This window comes from Streptomyces sp. NPDC053079 (assembly GCF_044546695.1).
Lineage (GTDB): Bacteria > Actinomycetota > Actinomycetes > Streptomycetales > Streptomycetaceae > Streptomyces.
In genome coordinates, this window is the sequence record NZ_JBITZJ010000011.1 from 38,178 (window position 1) to 52,253 (window position 14,076).

Genomic DNA, 14,076 nt, shown 5'->3' on the forward strand with positions numbered 1-14,076 from the left:
TGGAATGACGCGCTCCCCGCCCCACGGTGGGAAAGTCCCGCGACGGCCTGCCGGCCGGTCCGCTAGGCGAAGACGGCCAGGCTCTTGGCCTTGCCGCCCTGGTTCTCCACCAGCACCAGGAAGCGGCCGTCGGGTCCGAAGACCGCGAGGGGGCCGGTGGTGTCGAACAGCGGCACCTTGATCCGGACGCCGTTGCCGAGCAGCCGGGCCTGCTCCTCGTTCACGTCCCAGCGCTGGAACGCGGCGGCGGCCGCCTCGGCGACGGGCATCACGGTCAGCTCCTCCTGGAGCTGGTCCAGGGTGCGGGCGTCGCCGATGCCGTACGGGCCGACGCGGGTGCGCCGCAGGGCCGTCAGATGGCCGCCGACGCCCGTGTCCGCGCCCAGGTCGCGGGCGAGGGCGCGCACGTACGTGCCGGACGAGCAGACGACGGAGACCAGCAGGTCCTGCACCGGGGTGCCGTCCGCCGCCTCGGCGGGGATCACGGCGTGCACGGTGAAGGAGGAGACCGTCACCGGCCGGGCGGGGATCTCGAACTCCTCGCCCTCGCGCGCCCGCTTGTAGGAGCGCACGCCGTTTATCTTGATCGCGCTGACCTTGGAGGGCACCTGCATGATGGCGCCCGTCAGCTTGGCCACCCCGGCGTCGATCGCCTCGCGGGTGACCCCGGAGGCGTCCGCGGACGAGGTGATCTCGCCCTCGGCGTCGTCGGTCACCGTGTTCTGGCCGAGCCGGATGGTCGCCACGTACTCCTTCTCGGTCAGCGCGAGGTGACCGAGGAGCTTGGTGGCGCGCTCGATGCCGAGGACGAGCACACCGGTCGCCATCGGGTCGAGCGTCCCCGCGTGGCCGACGCGCCGGGTGCGGGCGATGCCCCGCATCTTGGCGACGACGTCGTGCGAGGTGAAGCCGGCGGGCTTGTCGACGATGACCAGCCCGTCCGGGGTGGTCGGTGCCTTGTGCTTCATCAGGCTCCGGCGCCCTTTTCGTCGGCCGCCTCGTCGTCCTCGCCCGGCTTGCGGTACGGGTCCGCCTCGCCGGCGTACGTGGCGCCCGAGGACGCCTCGCGCACCTGGGCGTCCGAGGCCCGCGCCCGGTCGAGGAGGTCCTCGATGGTCCGGGCGTTCTCCGGCAGGGCGTCCGCGACGAACGTCAGCGTCGGGGTGAACTTGGTGCCCGCGGCGCGGCCGACCTCGGAGCGCAGGATGCCCTTGGCGCTCTCCAGCCCGGCGGCGGCGCTGGCCCGGTCCTCGTCGTCGCCGTAGACCGTGTAGAAGACCGTGGCCTCCCGCAGGTCGCCGGTGACGCGGGTGTCCGTGATCGTCACGTGAGAGCCGAGCCGCGGGTCCTTGATTCCGCGCTGCAGCTTCTGTGCGATCACCTCGCGGATGAGGTCCGCCAGCCTCTTCGCACGCGCGTTGTCGGCCACTGGTCCGTCTCCTTCTCGTCTTCCATCATTGTGCTCTCGGCGCTGACGCACTCAGTCGTCATGATCGCCGTGGAACCGCCGCCGAACCGACAGCAGCTCCACTTCCGGACGTGCGGCGACCATGCGCTCGCAGCGGTCCAACAGGTCTGTGAGGTGCCCCGCGTCCCCGGACACCGCCGCCACGCCGATCGTGGCCCGGCGGTAGAGGTCCTGCTCGCCGACCTCCGCCACGCTCACCGCGAATTTGCGGTGCAGCTCGGCGACGATCGGTCGGACGACGGAGCGCTTCTCCTTCAGCGACCGTACGTCGCCCAGGAGAAGATCGAAGGACAGAGTCCCTACATACATGTGGTGCGGGTGAAGCCCACCCGGGAGGCGTGAGGGTTACCCGTGCGTCGTGCACGGGCTCTTCGAACCGTACACGCAACGGCCGGGGCCGATCGACGGAAATATTCTTCCGCCGACCGGCCCCGGTCGAGCTATGCCGTTCAGCCTCGCGGCTTCTCGCGCATCTCGTACGTCGCGATGACGTCGTCGATCTTGATGTCGTTGAAGTTTCCGAGGTTGATACCACCCTCGAAGCCTTCGCGGATCTCGGTGACGTCGTCCTTGAAGCGACGCAGACCGACGATGTTGAGCTCCTCCGCGATGACCTTGCCGTCGCGGATGAGGCGCGCCTTGGTGTTGCGCTTGACCTCGCCGGAACGGATGAGGACACCCGCGATGTTGCCCAGCTTGGACGAGCGGAAGATCTCGCGGATCTCCGCCGTACCGAGCTCGACCTCTTCGTACTCCGGCTTCAGCATGCCCTTGAGGGCCGCCTCGATCTCCTCGATCGCCTGGTAGATGACCGAGTAGTACCGGACGTCGACGCCCTCGCGCTCGGCCATCTGCGTGGCACGGCCCTCGGCGCGGACGTTGAAGCCGATGACGATGGCGTCGGAGCCGGTCGCCAGGTTGATGTCCGACTCGGTGACCGCACCCACACCGCGGTGCAGCACGCGGATCTCGACCTCTTCGCCGACGTCGAGCTGGAGCAGCGAGGACTCGAGAGCCTCCACCGAACCGGACGCGTCGCCCTTGATGATGATGTTGAGATCCTGCACCAGACCGGCCTTGAGCACCTTGTCGAGGTCCTCGAGGGACACCCGGCGGGTGCGCTTGGCGAAGGCGGCGTTGCGCTCACGCGCAGCGCGCTTCTCGGCGATCTGGCGAGCCGTGCGGTCCTCGTCGACGACGAGGAAGTTGTCGCCGGCGCCCGGGACGTTGGTCAGACCGAGGACGAGGACCGGGGTCGACGGACCCGCCTCTTCCACGTTCTGGCCCTTGTCGTCGAGCATCGCGCGGACACGGCCGTAGGCGTCACCGGCGACCATCGTGTCGCCGACGCGGAGGGTACCGCGCTGGACGAGGACGGTGGCCACGGCGCCGCGACCGCGGTCGAGGTGGGCCTCGATCGCAATACCCTGCGCGTCCTGCTCCGCGTTGGCGCGCAGGTCGAGCGAGGCGTCCGCGGTGAGGACCACGGCCTCCAGCAGGCTGTCGATGTGCAGGCCCTGCTTGGCGGAGATGTCGACGAACATGGTGTCGCCGCCGTACTCCTCGGCCACCAGACCGAACTCGGTGAGCTGACCGCGCACCTTGGTCGGGTCGGCGCCCTCGACGTCGATCTTGTTGACCGCGACCACGATCGGCACGTCGGCCGCCTTGGCGTGGTTCAGCGCCTCGATCGTCTGCGGCATGACACCGTCGTTGGCCGCCACCACGAGGATCGCGATGTCGGTCGACTTGGCACCACGGGCACGCATGGCGGTGAACGCCTCGTGACCCGGGGTGTCGATGAAGGTGATCGCGCGCTCTTCGCCGTTGACCTCGGTGGCGACCTGGTACGCACCGATGTGCTGCGTGATGCCGCCGGCCTCGCCCGCGACGACGTTCGTCTTGCGGATCGCGTCCAGCAGTCGGGTCTTACCGTGGTCGACGTGACCCATGACGGTCACGACCGGCGGACGGGAGACGAGCATCTCCTCGCCGCCCTCGTTCTCACCGAACTCGATGGAGAACGACTCGAGCAGCTCGCGGTCCTCCTCCTCGGGGCTGACGATCTGAACCTGGTAGTTCATCTCGTCACCGAGGAGCGTCAGCGTCTCGTCGGACACCGACTGGGTCGCGGTGACCATCTCGCCGAGGTTCATCATCACGGCGACGAGCGACGCCGGGTTGGCGCCGATCTTCTCCGCGAAGTCGGTGAGGGAGGCACCGCGCGACAGGCGGATGGACTCGCCGTTGCCGCGGGGCAGCATCACGCCGCCGACGGACGGGGCCTGCATGGCCTCGTACTCCTGGCGCCTCTGCCGCTTCGACTTGCGACCACGACGCGCCGGACCGCCGGGACGGCCGAACGCACCCTGCGTGCCACCACGGGCACCGGGACCGCCGGGACGGCCACCGAAGCCGGGACGACCGCCGAAGCCGCCGCCACCACCGGGAGCGCCACCGCCACCGGGACGACCGGCGAAGCCGCCGCCGCCACCGGGACGACCGCCGCCACCGGGACCGGCCGGACGGCCGGCGAAGCCGCCGCCACCGGGACGACCGGCGCCACCGGGACGACCTGCGCCGCCACCGGGACCGCGACCGCCGCCACCGGGGCCCGGACGCGGGCCGGCAGCCGGACGCTGCGGCATCATGCCCGGGTTCGGGCGGTTACCGGCGGGAGCGCCACCGGGACGCGGGGCGCCACCGGGGGCACCCTGCGGACGGGGCATGCCGCCCGGGGTCGGACGGGCGCCGCCCTGACCCTGGGGACGCGGGGCGCCACCGGGGCCGCCCTGCGGACGCGGGCCGCCGGGGCCCGGACGGTCGCCGCCGGGACGCGGGGCGCCACCGGGACGGGGGGCCTGCGGGCGGGCCATTCCGGTGGAGCCACCGGAGGTGAAGGGGTTGTTGCCCGGACGGGGACCGGCCGGACGTGCGCCACCGGGGCGCGGGGCACGCTCGCCACCCGGGCGCGGGGCGCGCTCGGGACGGCCGCCGTCACGCTGACCGGCCGGACCACCCGGACGCGCGCCGGGGCGCGGGCCGGGAGCGCCGCCACCGGGGCGGGGCGCGGGACGGTCCTGGGACGGGGCGGCCGGAGCCGGCGCGGAGAACTCCGCGGCGGGCACCGGGGTGACCGGGGCAGGCTTGGCCGGAGCCGCCGGAGCGGGCTTCGGACCGGGGCGCGGACCGGGGGTCGGCGCGGCACCTGCCGGCTTGGGGGTGCTGGGGGTCTCCGCGGCGGCCGGCTTGGGGGCCGGGGCAGCGGGACGGGGGGCGCCCGGAGTGGGGGCACCCGGCTTCGGCGCAGCCTTACGCGGCGCCGCGGGCTTCGCAGCGGACTTGCCGGCGTTGCCGCCGGGCCCCTGCAATGCGTCAGTCAACTTGCGGACGACCGGCGCCTCGATAGTCGAGGACGCCGAACGGACGAATTCACCAAGTTCTTGGAGCTTGGCCATGACGACCTTGCTCTCCACTCCGAACTCCTTGGCGAGTTCGTATACCCGGACCTTAGCCACTTCGCTCCTTCTAGGTCCGGGTGTCCACCGGACCGTCGCTACTTCATGGGCGTACTCATCGCGTACTCATCGAGTGCTCATCGCAATCTCGACCTACTTCCAACTCGCGAGGTACCTGACCGCACGGTCGCCCGTGCCGTTCTTCTTACGGTGTTGCCTGGCAGTGCTGCCGGTACTAGCCGATCTGCTCGATGAAGCGGCGCAGTGCCGCGGTATCGAGCGGCCCCGGGCTTTTGAAGGCCCTGGGAAACGCCCGGCGGCGTACCGCCAGATCGAGACAGACCAGTGTGGGATGCACGGAGGCACCCCGGCCGGGCAGCGTACCGCGCGGATCGGGGACGCAGACGCCCTCGATCATCACGGTCCGCAGCAGTTCGCCCTTGGCCGCTCGCTCCCGGCACCCCACACAGGTGCGCTCAGGGCATGCGCGGGCATGCGTCCGGCCAGACACTGATTAAGTCTACCTCCCCACGCCGACCTCACCCCTTCGGGGCACTGATCGTGCGCGTATGCGTTTCGGCCATGATCGGCCAGGATTCGGGGCCCCTACCGGGGCCCACCGGGGGGACGCGGCCCCCTCATGGTCGTTTTACGGACCAATCGGGGCCGCTCGGGGCGGGCTGCCGCACGCCCCCCGTCACTACTGTGCGCTGCGCGAGGATCAGTCGCGCTCCGGCTGCTGCTGCTCGGTGTCCGGACGGATGTCGATCCGCCAGCCGGTGAGCCGCGCCGCGAGCCGGGCGTTCTGGCCTTCCTTGCCGATGGCCAGGGAGAGCTGGTAGTCCGGCACGGTCACCCGTGCGGAGCGGGCGGCGAGGTCCACGACCTCGACCTTGCTCACCCGTGCGGGGGACAGCGCGTGCGCCACCAGCTCCGCCGGGTCGTCCGACCAGTCGACGATGTCGATCTTCTCGCCGTGCAGCTCGGCCATGACCGCGCGGACGCGGCCGCCCATCGGGCCGATGCAGGCGCCCTTCGCGTTCAGCCCGGAGCGGGTGGAACGCACGGCGATCTTGGTGCGGTGACCGGCCTCACGGGCGATGGCGGCGATCTCCACCGAACCGTCCGCGATCTCCGGGACCTCCATGGCGAACAGCTTCTTCACCAGGTTGGGGTGGGTGCGCGAGAGCGTCACGGACGGACCGCGGACACCCTTGGCCACCCGCACGACGTACGTGCGCAGACGCGTGCCGTGCTTGTACTCCTCGCCCGGCACCTGCTCCTGGACCGGCAGGATGGCTTCCAGCTTGCCGATGTCGACCAGGACGTTCTTGGGGTCCTTGCCCTGCTGCACGATGCCCGCGACGACGTCGCCCTCACGGCCGGCGAACTCACCGAAAGTGATCTCGTCCTCGGCGTCGCGCAGACGCTGGAGGATGACCTGCTTCGCGGTGGTCGCGGCGATCCGGCCGAAGCCGGAGGGGGTGTCGTCGAACTCGCGGGGCTCCTCGCCCTCGGCGAGGTCCTGCGGGTCCTCCTTGGCCCACACCGTCACATGGCCGCTCGAGCGGTCCAGCTCCACGCGGGCCCGGCGGCGGCTTCCCTCGGTGCGGTGGTACGCGATGAGGAGGGCCGACTCGATCGCCTCGACCAGCAGGTCGAAGGAGATCTCCTTCTCTCGCACCAGACCCCGCAGGGCGCTCATGTCGATGTCCACGGCTACGCCTCCTCTTGAATCTCGTCTTGAATCCCGGACTGCTCTCCGGCGGATTCGACTGCGGCCTTCTCGTCGGCCTTACGGTTGAACTCGATCTCGACACGCGCCTTGGCGATCTCGGCGAAGGCCAGCCTGCGGGCGGTGGGCTTGCGGCCCTTGACGCCCGGCACCTCCAGGTCGAGCCCGTCCTCGTCCACGGCCATGATCCGCGCGACGAGCTCACCGCCGTCGGTGAGCTGCGCCTTGATCAGCCGGCCGGTGGCGCGGACGTAGTGACGGTGCTGCGTCAGGGGGCGGTCGGCGCCGGGAGAGGTGACCTCGAGGACATAGGGGGCGCCACCCATGGCGTCCGTCTCGTCGAGCATGTCGGAGACGTCGCGGCTCAGCTCCGCACACGTGTCCAGCTGCACACCCGCATCGGAATCCACCACGATGCGCAGGACGCGCCGCTTCCCGGCCGGCGTCACCTCGACCTCTTCCAGCTCCAGCTCTCGCGCGCTCACGAGAGGGGCGAGGAGCTCGCGCAGCCTCTCGCTCTGGGTGGTGCTCATCCGGGTGACTCCTCGGCCGCGTGTGCTGTTGTGGGAAAGTCGCGTGTCAGGTCAAAGCCTATCTGTTCCGGCAGGCGGCTGACGATTCGGTGCCCGGTCCGCTGCGACGTGGCCGCGCGCCGGTACGCTCGCGTGCGGTGATCATGCCCCGACGAGGCGGAAAGAGGATCGTGCCGCTCACGACGACGACGCGGGGCGCCGACGGCCCGCGCAGACGCAGGGTACTGGCCGGGGCGACGGCGGCCCTGCTGACCGGTGGCGCCACGGCGCTGCTGGCCGGATGTTCCTCCGGCTCGGACGGCGCCGACGGGCGCGCCTCGGCCGAGCGGGGGCTGCGCGAGAGCGCCGGCCGGGACTCGGCACGGCTGCTGGAGCGCTACGACGCGACGATCGCCGCGCACGCCTCGCTGGCGCAGCGGCTGCGGCCCTTGCGGGCCGAAGTCGCCCGGCACGCCGAGGCCTTCGGCCCGGACCCCCAGGCCTCTCCCTCGGCCTCGGCGACGGCCCCGCCCGCGGCCCCCGAGGTGCCCGGCGACGAGAACGCGGCCCTCGCCGCCCTCGCCGACGCCGAGCGCCGCACCGCCGACGCCCGTACCGCCGCCCTGGGTTCGGCCCCGCCCGACCTCGCCCGCCTGCTCGCCTCGGTGGCGGCGGCGGGCGCGGCCCACGCGTATCTGCTCACCGGAGGTGGCGCATGACCAGGACCTCCCGCTCCGGCGGCGCATCGCGCGAGGTGGTGGCGGCCGCGCAGGCCGCGCTCGCCGCCGAGCACGCCACCGTCTACGGCTACGGGGTGGTCGGCGGGCGCGTCGACGACGCCCGCGCGGCCGAGGCCCGCGAGGCGCACGACGCCCACCGGGCCCGGCGGGACGCGATGAGCCGCGCCGTACGGGACCTGGGCGCCGAGCCGGAGGCCGCGGCGGCCGCGTACACCCTGCCGTTCCCGGTGCCGGACGAGGCGGCCGCCGTGCGGCTGGCGGCGGAGCTGGAGGGCCGGCTCGCGGCCGTCTACGCCGATCTCGTACGGGCGGCCACGGGCGGTCTGCGCGGCGAGGCGGCGGCGGGCCTGCGGGAGGCGGCGGTGCGGGCGGTGCGCTGGAGCGGCGGCAGCGTAGCCTTCCCTGGGCTCGCCGAGCGGGCCGCGCAGGCCGGGCCCGGTGGCTCGCCGGGCGGTCCGTCCCAGCGGGCCTGATCAGCGAAAAGACGAAAGGGACCTCTCAGGGATGGCCAACGCTCACGACCGCCTCGAACCGCCGCAGCGGCTGGTTCGGACCCTGGGCTCGGACCCCGGCCGCGGCGCCGCCGCGCGGCAGTGGCTCGCGGCGCTGCCGGACATCGCCCGGGAGTGCCTCGCCCGGTGGGAACTGACACCCGAACGGGTGCAGATGCCCGGCGGACGGACCGGCATGGTCGTCCTCGTCCGGCAGGCCGACGGCACGCCGGCCGCGCTCAAGCTCTCCCCGCCCGACGGCACGGCCGAGCGCGAACACGCCGCGCTCGCCCACTGGGACGGACGCAGCGCGGTGCGCGCGCTGCGCGTGGACCCGGCGGCCGGGGCGCTGTTGCTCGAACGGCTGCACGCCGACGTCAGCCTGCGGTCGCTGGCCGAGGCCAAGGCCCAGCTGGAGGCGGCCGCCACGCTCCAGCGGCTGTGGGTGCCGCCGGCCGCCGGTCATCCGTTCGCGACCGTCGCCGAGCACACGGCAGCGCCGGCCGACGCGTTGCGCTCGTACCGCGAGGAGCCATGGGCGGCGGAGGTGCGCGGCGTGCTCGACGAGGCGCTGGAGCTGCGCGACGGCCTGGTGGCGGCCGACGCCGAGGAGGCTCCCGTGCTGCTGCACGGCGACTACCACCAGGGCAGCGTCCTGGCCGCCGACCGCGCGCCCTGGCTGGCCATCGCCCCGCGCCCGCTGGTCGGCGAACGGGCCTACGACCTGGCCTGGCTGGTCCGCGACCGCGCCGACACGCTGCTGGCCGCGCCGGGGGCCGCCGCGGCGGCCCGGCGGCGGGTGGCGAAGCTGTCGGAGTCACTGGACGTCGACGCCGGGCGGCTGCGGGGCTGGACGCTGTTCCGGGCGACGGAGGCGGGGGCGGTGGCGCTGGCGCGGGGGGAACAGAGGCAGGGGGAACTACTGCTGGAGTTCGCGGGGTTGCTGTAGGTCCGGACGGGCTGAATTTCAGCCCGTCCGGCGTTTGAGGACCGGGGTCCGGGGCGGAGCCCCGGTTACGCCCGCACCGCCTTCGTCAGCCTCGACACCGCCTCGTCCACCGGCAGTTCCTCCTTCTCGCCCGTGCGGCGGTCCTTCAGCTCGACCACGCCGTCGGCCGCGCGGCGCCCCACGACCAGGATCGTCGGCACGCCGATCAGTTCCGCGTCCGTGAACTTGACGCCCGGTGAGACGCCCGCCCGGTCGTCCAGCAGGACGCGCACCCCCGCCTCGGCCAGGCGTGCGGCCACCGCGTCGGCCAGCTCGGTCTGTACGGCCTTGCCGGCGGCCACCACGTGGACGTCCGCCGGGGCGACTTCGCGGGGCCAGCACAGACCGGCGGCGTCGTGGGTCTGCTCGGCGAGGGCGGCGACGGCGCGGGAGACGCCGATGCCGTACGAACCCATGGTGACGCGGACGGGCTTGCCCTGCGGGCCGAGCACGTCGAGGCCGAACGCGTCGGCGTACTTGCGGCCGAGCTGGAAGATGTGGCCGACCTCGATGGCCCGACCGATCTCCAGACCCGCGCCGCAGCAGGGGCACGGGTCGCCGGGCTCGACCACGACGACGTCGACGTAGCGGTCGACCGTGAAGTCGCGGCCGCAGACGACGTTGCGGGCGTGCGTGTCCGGCTTGTTGGCGCCGGTGATCCAGGCGGTGCCGGGCGCCACGCGCGGGTCGGCGAGGTAGGGCACGTCCTCGGGCAGCCCCTGCGGGCCGACGTAGCCGCGCACGAGGGCGGGCCGGCCGGCGAAGTCCTCGGCCGTCACCAACTCCACGACGGCCGGGGCGAGGTGCTCGCCCAGCTTGCCCAGGTCGACCTCGCGGTCGCCGGGCACGCCGACGGCGGTGATGCGGCCGTCGACCTTGACGAGCAGGTTCTTGAGCGTGGCCGAGGCCGGCACGCACAGGTGCTCGGCGAGGGTCTCGATGGTGGGGGTGTCCGGGGTGTCCACCTCCTCCAGCGGGCCGTGGCCCGCTGGGTCGGCGGGGGTCACGACCGTGGTGACCGCCTCGGTGTTGGCGGCGTAGTCGCAGCTGGGGCAGTCCACGAAGGTGTCCTCGCCGGCCGCCGCCGGGGCCAGGAACTCCTCGGACGCCGAGCCGCCCATCGCGCCGGAGACGGCGGAGACGATCCGGTGGTCCAGGCCCAGGCGCGCGAAGACGCGGGCGTAGGCGGCTCGGTGCAGCCGGTAGGACTCGGCCAGGCCCTCGTCGGTGGTGTCGAAGGAGTACGAGTCCTTCATCTGGAACTCGCGGCCGCGCAGCACGCCCGAGCGGGGTCGTGCCTCGTCCCGGTACTTGGTCTGGATCTGATAGAGGATCACCGGCAGGTCCTTGTAGGACGTGCACTGGTCCTTGACCGTCAGGGTGAAGATCTCCTCGTGCGTGGGCCCCAGGAGATAGTCCGCGCCCTTGCGGTCGCGCAGCCGGAAGAGCTGGTCGCCGTACTCCGTCCAGCGCCCGCTCGTCTCGTACGGCTCCCGGGGCAGCAGCGCGGGCAGCAGCACCTCCTGGCCGCCGATGGCGTCCATCTCCTCGCGCACCACGCGCGTGACGTTCTCGAGGACCTTCTTGCCGAGCGGCAGCCAGGTCCACACCCCCGCCGAGGAGCGGCGTACGTAGCCGGCGCGGACCAGCAGCTTGTGGCTGGCGGTCTCGGCGTCGGCCGGGTCGTCGCGCAACGTCTTGATCATCGTCTTGGACATGCGCTGGACATGGACCATGGTTGCTCCTGCGTACCGTGCGGGGTGATCCCGAGGAGACTAGCCTCCGGCGCCGAGGGCCGGGAAACGCTTTCTCAGGCCGCCAGCGGCAGCGGCGCCCCCATGACGGCGTACGGGCTGGGCGCGCTGGGGAAGATCACGTTCCGGGCGAGGTCCCGGTAGCCGAGCTTGCGGTAGAGCGCCCGGGCGGGGCTCTCGCGGTCGATGGCGGAGAGGATGGAGCGGGGCTCCCGGGCGGTGGCCGTGATGGCGGTGATCAGGCCCCGCCCGATCCGCCGGTTCTGGAACGCGGGGTGGACGTGCAGCTCGGTGATGACGAAGGAGTCGTCCAGCCAGGCCTCGCAGCCGTTGGCGCGCAGATACGGTTCGACCACCGTGGACCACCAGTGCGTGCGGTCGTTCGGCATCCCGTAGACGAAGCCCACGAGCCGGCCCTCGGGCGTGGTGGCGCCCAGGGCCCGTGCGCCGGGGCAGGTGAGGTGCCGGAGCACGATGTGGCGCCGTACGCCGACCTCCTCCGGCGTGAGCCCGAAGGCGACGGCCTGCACGGCCAGCGCTTCGTCCACCCGTGCGGCGAGGTCGAGCGGTCCGACCGCGATGTCATTCATGCGGGGAGGCTACCCGCCCGTAGGTCCGTCGGTCGCCTCAGAACAGCACGCTCATGAAGGCGCCGACCTCTTCGAAGCCCACCCGGCGGTACGCGGCCCGCGCGGCGGTGTTGTAGTCGTTGACGTACAGGCTCACGACCGGGGAGACCTCGTGCAGGGCGTGGCGCAGGACGGCGGCCATACCGGTCACGGACAGACCGCGGCCGCGGTGCTCGGGGGCGACCCAGACGCCCTGGATCTGGCAGGCCCGGTCCGTGGCGGCGCCGATCTCGGCCTTGAAGACGACGCGGCCGTCCTCCACGCGGGCGAAGGAGCGGCCCGAGCCGACGAGCTCGGCGACGCGGGCCTGGTAGAGCAGGCCGCCGTCGCCGGCGAGCGGGGAGACGCCGACCTCCTCGGTGAACATGGCCACGCACGCCGGCATGATCACGTCCATCTCGTCCCTGCGGACGCGGCGGACCAGCGGGTCGGGCTCGACCTCCGCGGGCATGGACCGGGTGACCATGAGGGGCTGGTGGGCGCGGACCTCGCGGGCGGGGCCCCAGTGGGGTTCGAGGAGGGACCACAGCTCGGCGGTGGCCCCCGCCGGCCCGACGATGGAGGAGCAGCGGCGGCCGGAGCGGCGGGCGCGGTCGGCGAAGGCGCGTACGGCGTCGGGGCCGGCGCAGATGGGGACGAGGTTGGCGCCCGCGTAGCAGAGCGATTCCAGACGGCCGCCCGCGTACCAGCCCCACATCTCGCCACCGAGCCGCCAGGGGTCGAGCCCGGCGACCTGGACGCGCGCCGCGACGAAGGCGTTGGCGACGGGGTCGCGGTCGAGGACGGCGAGGGCAGCGTCGAGTTCGCCGGGCTCCAGGACCTTGGTGGTGGTCGTCGTCAGCACGTGGGGGATTGCCTCACCGTCGCGGGCCGGGGGCCATGGGGGAACAGGTCCTGGCACTGTACCTCCAGCCTCGGACGGGTACCTGCCTCGTGGGCGGATATGGCGCTGCCCCGTCCCTTGCGGGGGCGGGGCAGCGGTGGTGCGGGGTGGAACCGGCCGGTTCCGGCCGGGTCAGCCGGCGACGCTGATGGTGGGCTCGCCGGAGGCGATGCCGTCCTTCTGCATCTGCTCGGCGATCTTCAGGGCCTCTTCGATGAGGGTCTCCACGATCTTGGACTCGGGGACGGTCTTGATGACCTCGCCCTTGACGAAGATCTGGCCCTTGCCGTTGCCGGAGGCGACGCCCAGGTCGGCCTCGCGGGCCTCGCCGGGGCCGTTGACGACGCAGCCCATGACGGCGACGCGCAGCGGGACCTCCATGCCCTCCAGGCCCGCCGTGACCTCCTCGGCCAGCTTGTAGACGTCGACCTGGGCGCGGCCGCAGGAGGGGCAGGAGACGATCTCGAGGCGGCGCTGGCGGAGGTTGAGCGACTCCAGGATCTGGATGCCGACCTTGATCTCCTCGGCGGGCGGGGCGGACAGCGAGACGCGGATGGTGTCGCCGATGCCCTCCGAGAGCAGCGCGCCGAAGGCGACGGCCGACTTGATGGTGCCCTGGAAGGCCGGGCCGGCCTCGGTGACGCCCAGGTGCAGCGGGTAGTCGCACTGGGCGGCCAGCTGGCGGTAGGCGTTGACCATGACGACCGGGTCGTTGTGCTTGACCGAGATCTTGATGTCGCGGAAGCCGTGCTCCTCGAAGAGGGAGGCCTCCCACAGGGCGGACTCGACGAGCGCCTCGGGGGTGGCCTTGCCGTACTTCTGCAGCAGGCGGCGGTCCAGCGAGCCGGCGTTGACGCCGATGCGGATCGGGGTGCCGGCGTCGCCGGCGGCCTTGGCGATCTCCTTGACCTTGTCGTCGAACTGCTTGATGTTGCCCGGGTTGACCCGGACGGCCGCGCAGCCGGCGTCGATGGCGGCGAAGACGTACTTCGGCTGGAAGTGGATGTCCGCGATGACCGGGATCTGGGACTTCCGGGCGATGATCGGCAGGGCGTCGGCGTCGTCCTGCGTGGGGCAGGCGACGCGGACGATCTGGCAGCCGGAGGCCGTCAGCTCGGCGATCTGCTGCAGCGTGGCGCCGATGTCCGAGGTCCGGGTCGTCGTCATCGACTGGACGGACACGGGGGCGTCGCCGCCGACGGCCACGGATCCGACCTGGATCTTGCGGCTGACCCGGCGGTCGGCGAGCTTGGTCGGAACGGAAGGCATTCCCAGCGAAATCGCAGTCATCTGGCGAGCAACCCCAAGGTCTTAAATCATGGTCCCGAGATCGGCGGGCTCCGGTCTCCGAGGTTACGGCAAACGCCGGACGGGCTGGAAATTCAGCGCGTGCGGAGTCGGTGTGTGCCGGGGGCCGG

The 14,076-nt window shown here is 72.5% G+C and carries 14 protein-coding genes; 3 read left to right on the plus strand and 11 right to left on the minus strand.

What is annotated here, in order from left to right:
* Positions 1-62 precede the first annotated feature (62 nt).
* The 7 genes from truB to rimP all read right to left on the minus strand — a co-directional run bounded on the left by truB (position 63) and on the right by rimP (position 7,194).
* Positions 63-968 carry a tRNA pseudouridine(55) synthase TruB gene (truB, locus tag ACIGXW_RS32990; protein WP_399576600.1) on the minus strand — a complete coding sequence of 302 codons (906 nt, stop codon included), beginning with the start codon at positions 966-968 and terminating at the stop codon, positions 63-65.
* Complete coding sequence (gene rbfA / locus ACIGXW_RS32995; RefSeq protein WP_071963980.1) at positions 968-1,429, minus strand: 30S ribosome-binding factor RbfA; 462 nt, start codon at positions 1,427-1,429, stop codon at positions 968-970. The genes truB and rbfA overlap by 1 nt, the downstream gene beginning before the upstream one ends.
* 51 nt (positions 1,430-1,480) lie before the next feature.
* Positions 1,481-1,777, minus strand: coding sequence for a DUF503 domain-containing protein (locus ACIGXW_RS33000; RefSeq protein ID WP_071963984.1), 297 nt, complete (start codon positions 1,775-1,777; stop codon positions 1,481-1,483).
* Positions 1,778-1,917: 140 nt separating this feature from the next.
* A complete protein-coding gene (infB, locus tag ACIGXW_RS33005) occupies positions 1,918-4,986 on the minus strand; it encodes a translation initiation factor IF-2 (protein WP_360916479.1) in 3,069 nt (1,022 codons plus the stop codon).
* A gap of 175 nt (positions 4,987-5,161) precedes the next feature.
* The gene (locus ACIGXW_RS33010) at positions 5,162-5,437 is read right to left on the minus strand and encodes a YlxR family protein (protein WP_071963986.1); all 276 of its coding nucleotides are present in this window, start codon (positions 5,435-5,437) and stop codon (positions 5,162-5,164) included.
* Positions 5,438-5,647: 210 nt separating this feature from the next.
* The gene (gene nusA / locus ACIGXW_RS33015; protein WP_071963987.1) at positions 5,648-6,643 is read right to left on the minus strand and encodes a transcription termination factor NusA; all 996 of its coding nucleotides are present in this window, start codon (positions 6,641-6,643) and stop codon (positions 5,648-5,650) included.
* A 2-nt stretch (positions 6,644-6,645) separates the two neighbouring features.
* Positions 6,646-7,194 (minus strand): ribosome maturation factor RimP, encoded by a 549-nt coding sequence (gene rimP, locus ACIGXW_RS33020; RefSeq protein ID WP_071963988.1) that lies wholly within the window; start codon positions 7,192-7,194, stop codon positions 6,646-6,648.
* Between the two features lie 170 nt (positions 7,195-7,364).
* Between rimP and ACIGXW_RS33025 the strand changes: the two genes are divergently transcribed.
* Genes ACIGXW_RS33025 through ACIGXW_RS33035 form a run of 3 tightly spaced genes read left to right on the plus strand, consistent with a single transcriptional unit; the run spans position 7,365 to position 9,353 of the window.
* Positions 7,365-7,892, plus strand: coding sequence for a hypothetical protein (locus ACIGXW_RS33025; RefSeq protein ID WP_399576601.1), 528 nt, complete (start codon positions 7,365-7,367; stop codon positions 7,890-7,892).
* On the plus strand, positions 7,889-8,386 hold the full coding sequence (locus ACIGXW_RS33030; RefSeq protein WP_399576602.1) for a ferritin-like domain-containing protein: 498 nt from the start codon (positions 7,889-7,891) through the stop codon (positions 8,384-8,386). Before ACIGXW_RS33025 ends, ACIGXW_RS33030 begins: the two co-directional genes overlap by 4 nt.
* A 31-nt stretch (positions 8,387-8,417) precedes the next feature.
* Positions 8,418-9,353 carry an aminoglycoside phosphotransferase family protein gene (locus ACIGXW_RS33035; protein ID WP_399576603.1) on the plus strand — a complete coding sequence of 312 codons (936 nt, stop codon included), beginning with the start codon at positions 8,418-8,420 and terminating at the stop codon, positions 9,351-9,353.
* Positions 9,354-9,418: 65 nt separating this feature from the next.
* Here ACIGXW_RS33035 and ACIGXW_RS33040 read toward each other — a convergent pair whose 3' ends face one another.
* The 4 genes from ACIGXW_RS33040 to ispG all read right to left on the minus strand — a co-directional run bounded on the left by ACIGXW_RS33040 (position 9,419) and on the right by ispG (position 13,948).
* Complete coding sequence (locus ACIGXW_RS33040) at positions 9,419-11,128, minus strand: proline--tRNA ligase (RefSeq protein WP_399576604.1); 1,710 nt, start codon at positions 11,126-11,128, stop codon at positions 9,419-9,421.
* Positions 11,129-11,202: 74 nt separating this feature from the next.
* Positions 11,203-11,736 (minus strand): GNAT family N-acetyltransferase, encoded by a 534-nt coding sequence (locus ACIGXW_RS33045; protein WP_071963994.1) that lies wholly within the window; start codon positions 11,734-11,736, stop codon positions 11,203-11,205.
* A 37-nt stretch (positions 11,737-11,773) separates the two neighbouring features.
* Entirely contained in the window at positions 11,774-12,619 is an 846-nt protein-coding gene (locus ACIGXW_RS33050; RefSeq protein WP_399576605.1) for a GNAT family N-acetyltransferase, read from the minus strand.
* A gap of 171 nt (positions 12,620-12,790) precedes the next feature.
* A complete protein-coding gene (gene ispG, locus ACIGXW_RS33055; protein WP_360916501.1) occupies positions 12,791-13,948 on the minus strand; it encodes a flavodoxin-dependent (E)-4-hydroxy-3-methylbut-2-enyl-diphosphate synthase in 1,158 nt (385 codons plus the stop codon).
* Positions 13,949-14,076: the final 128 nt, after the last annotated feature.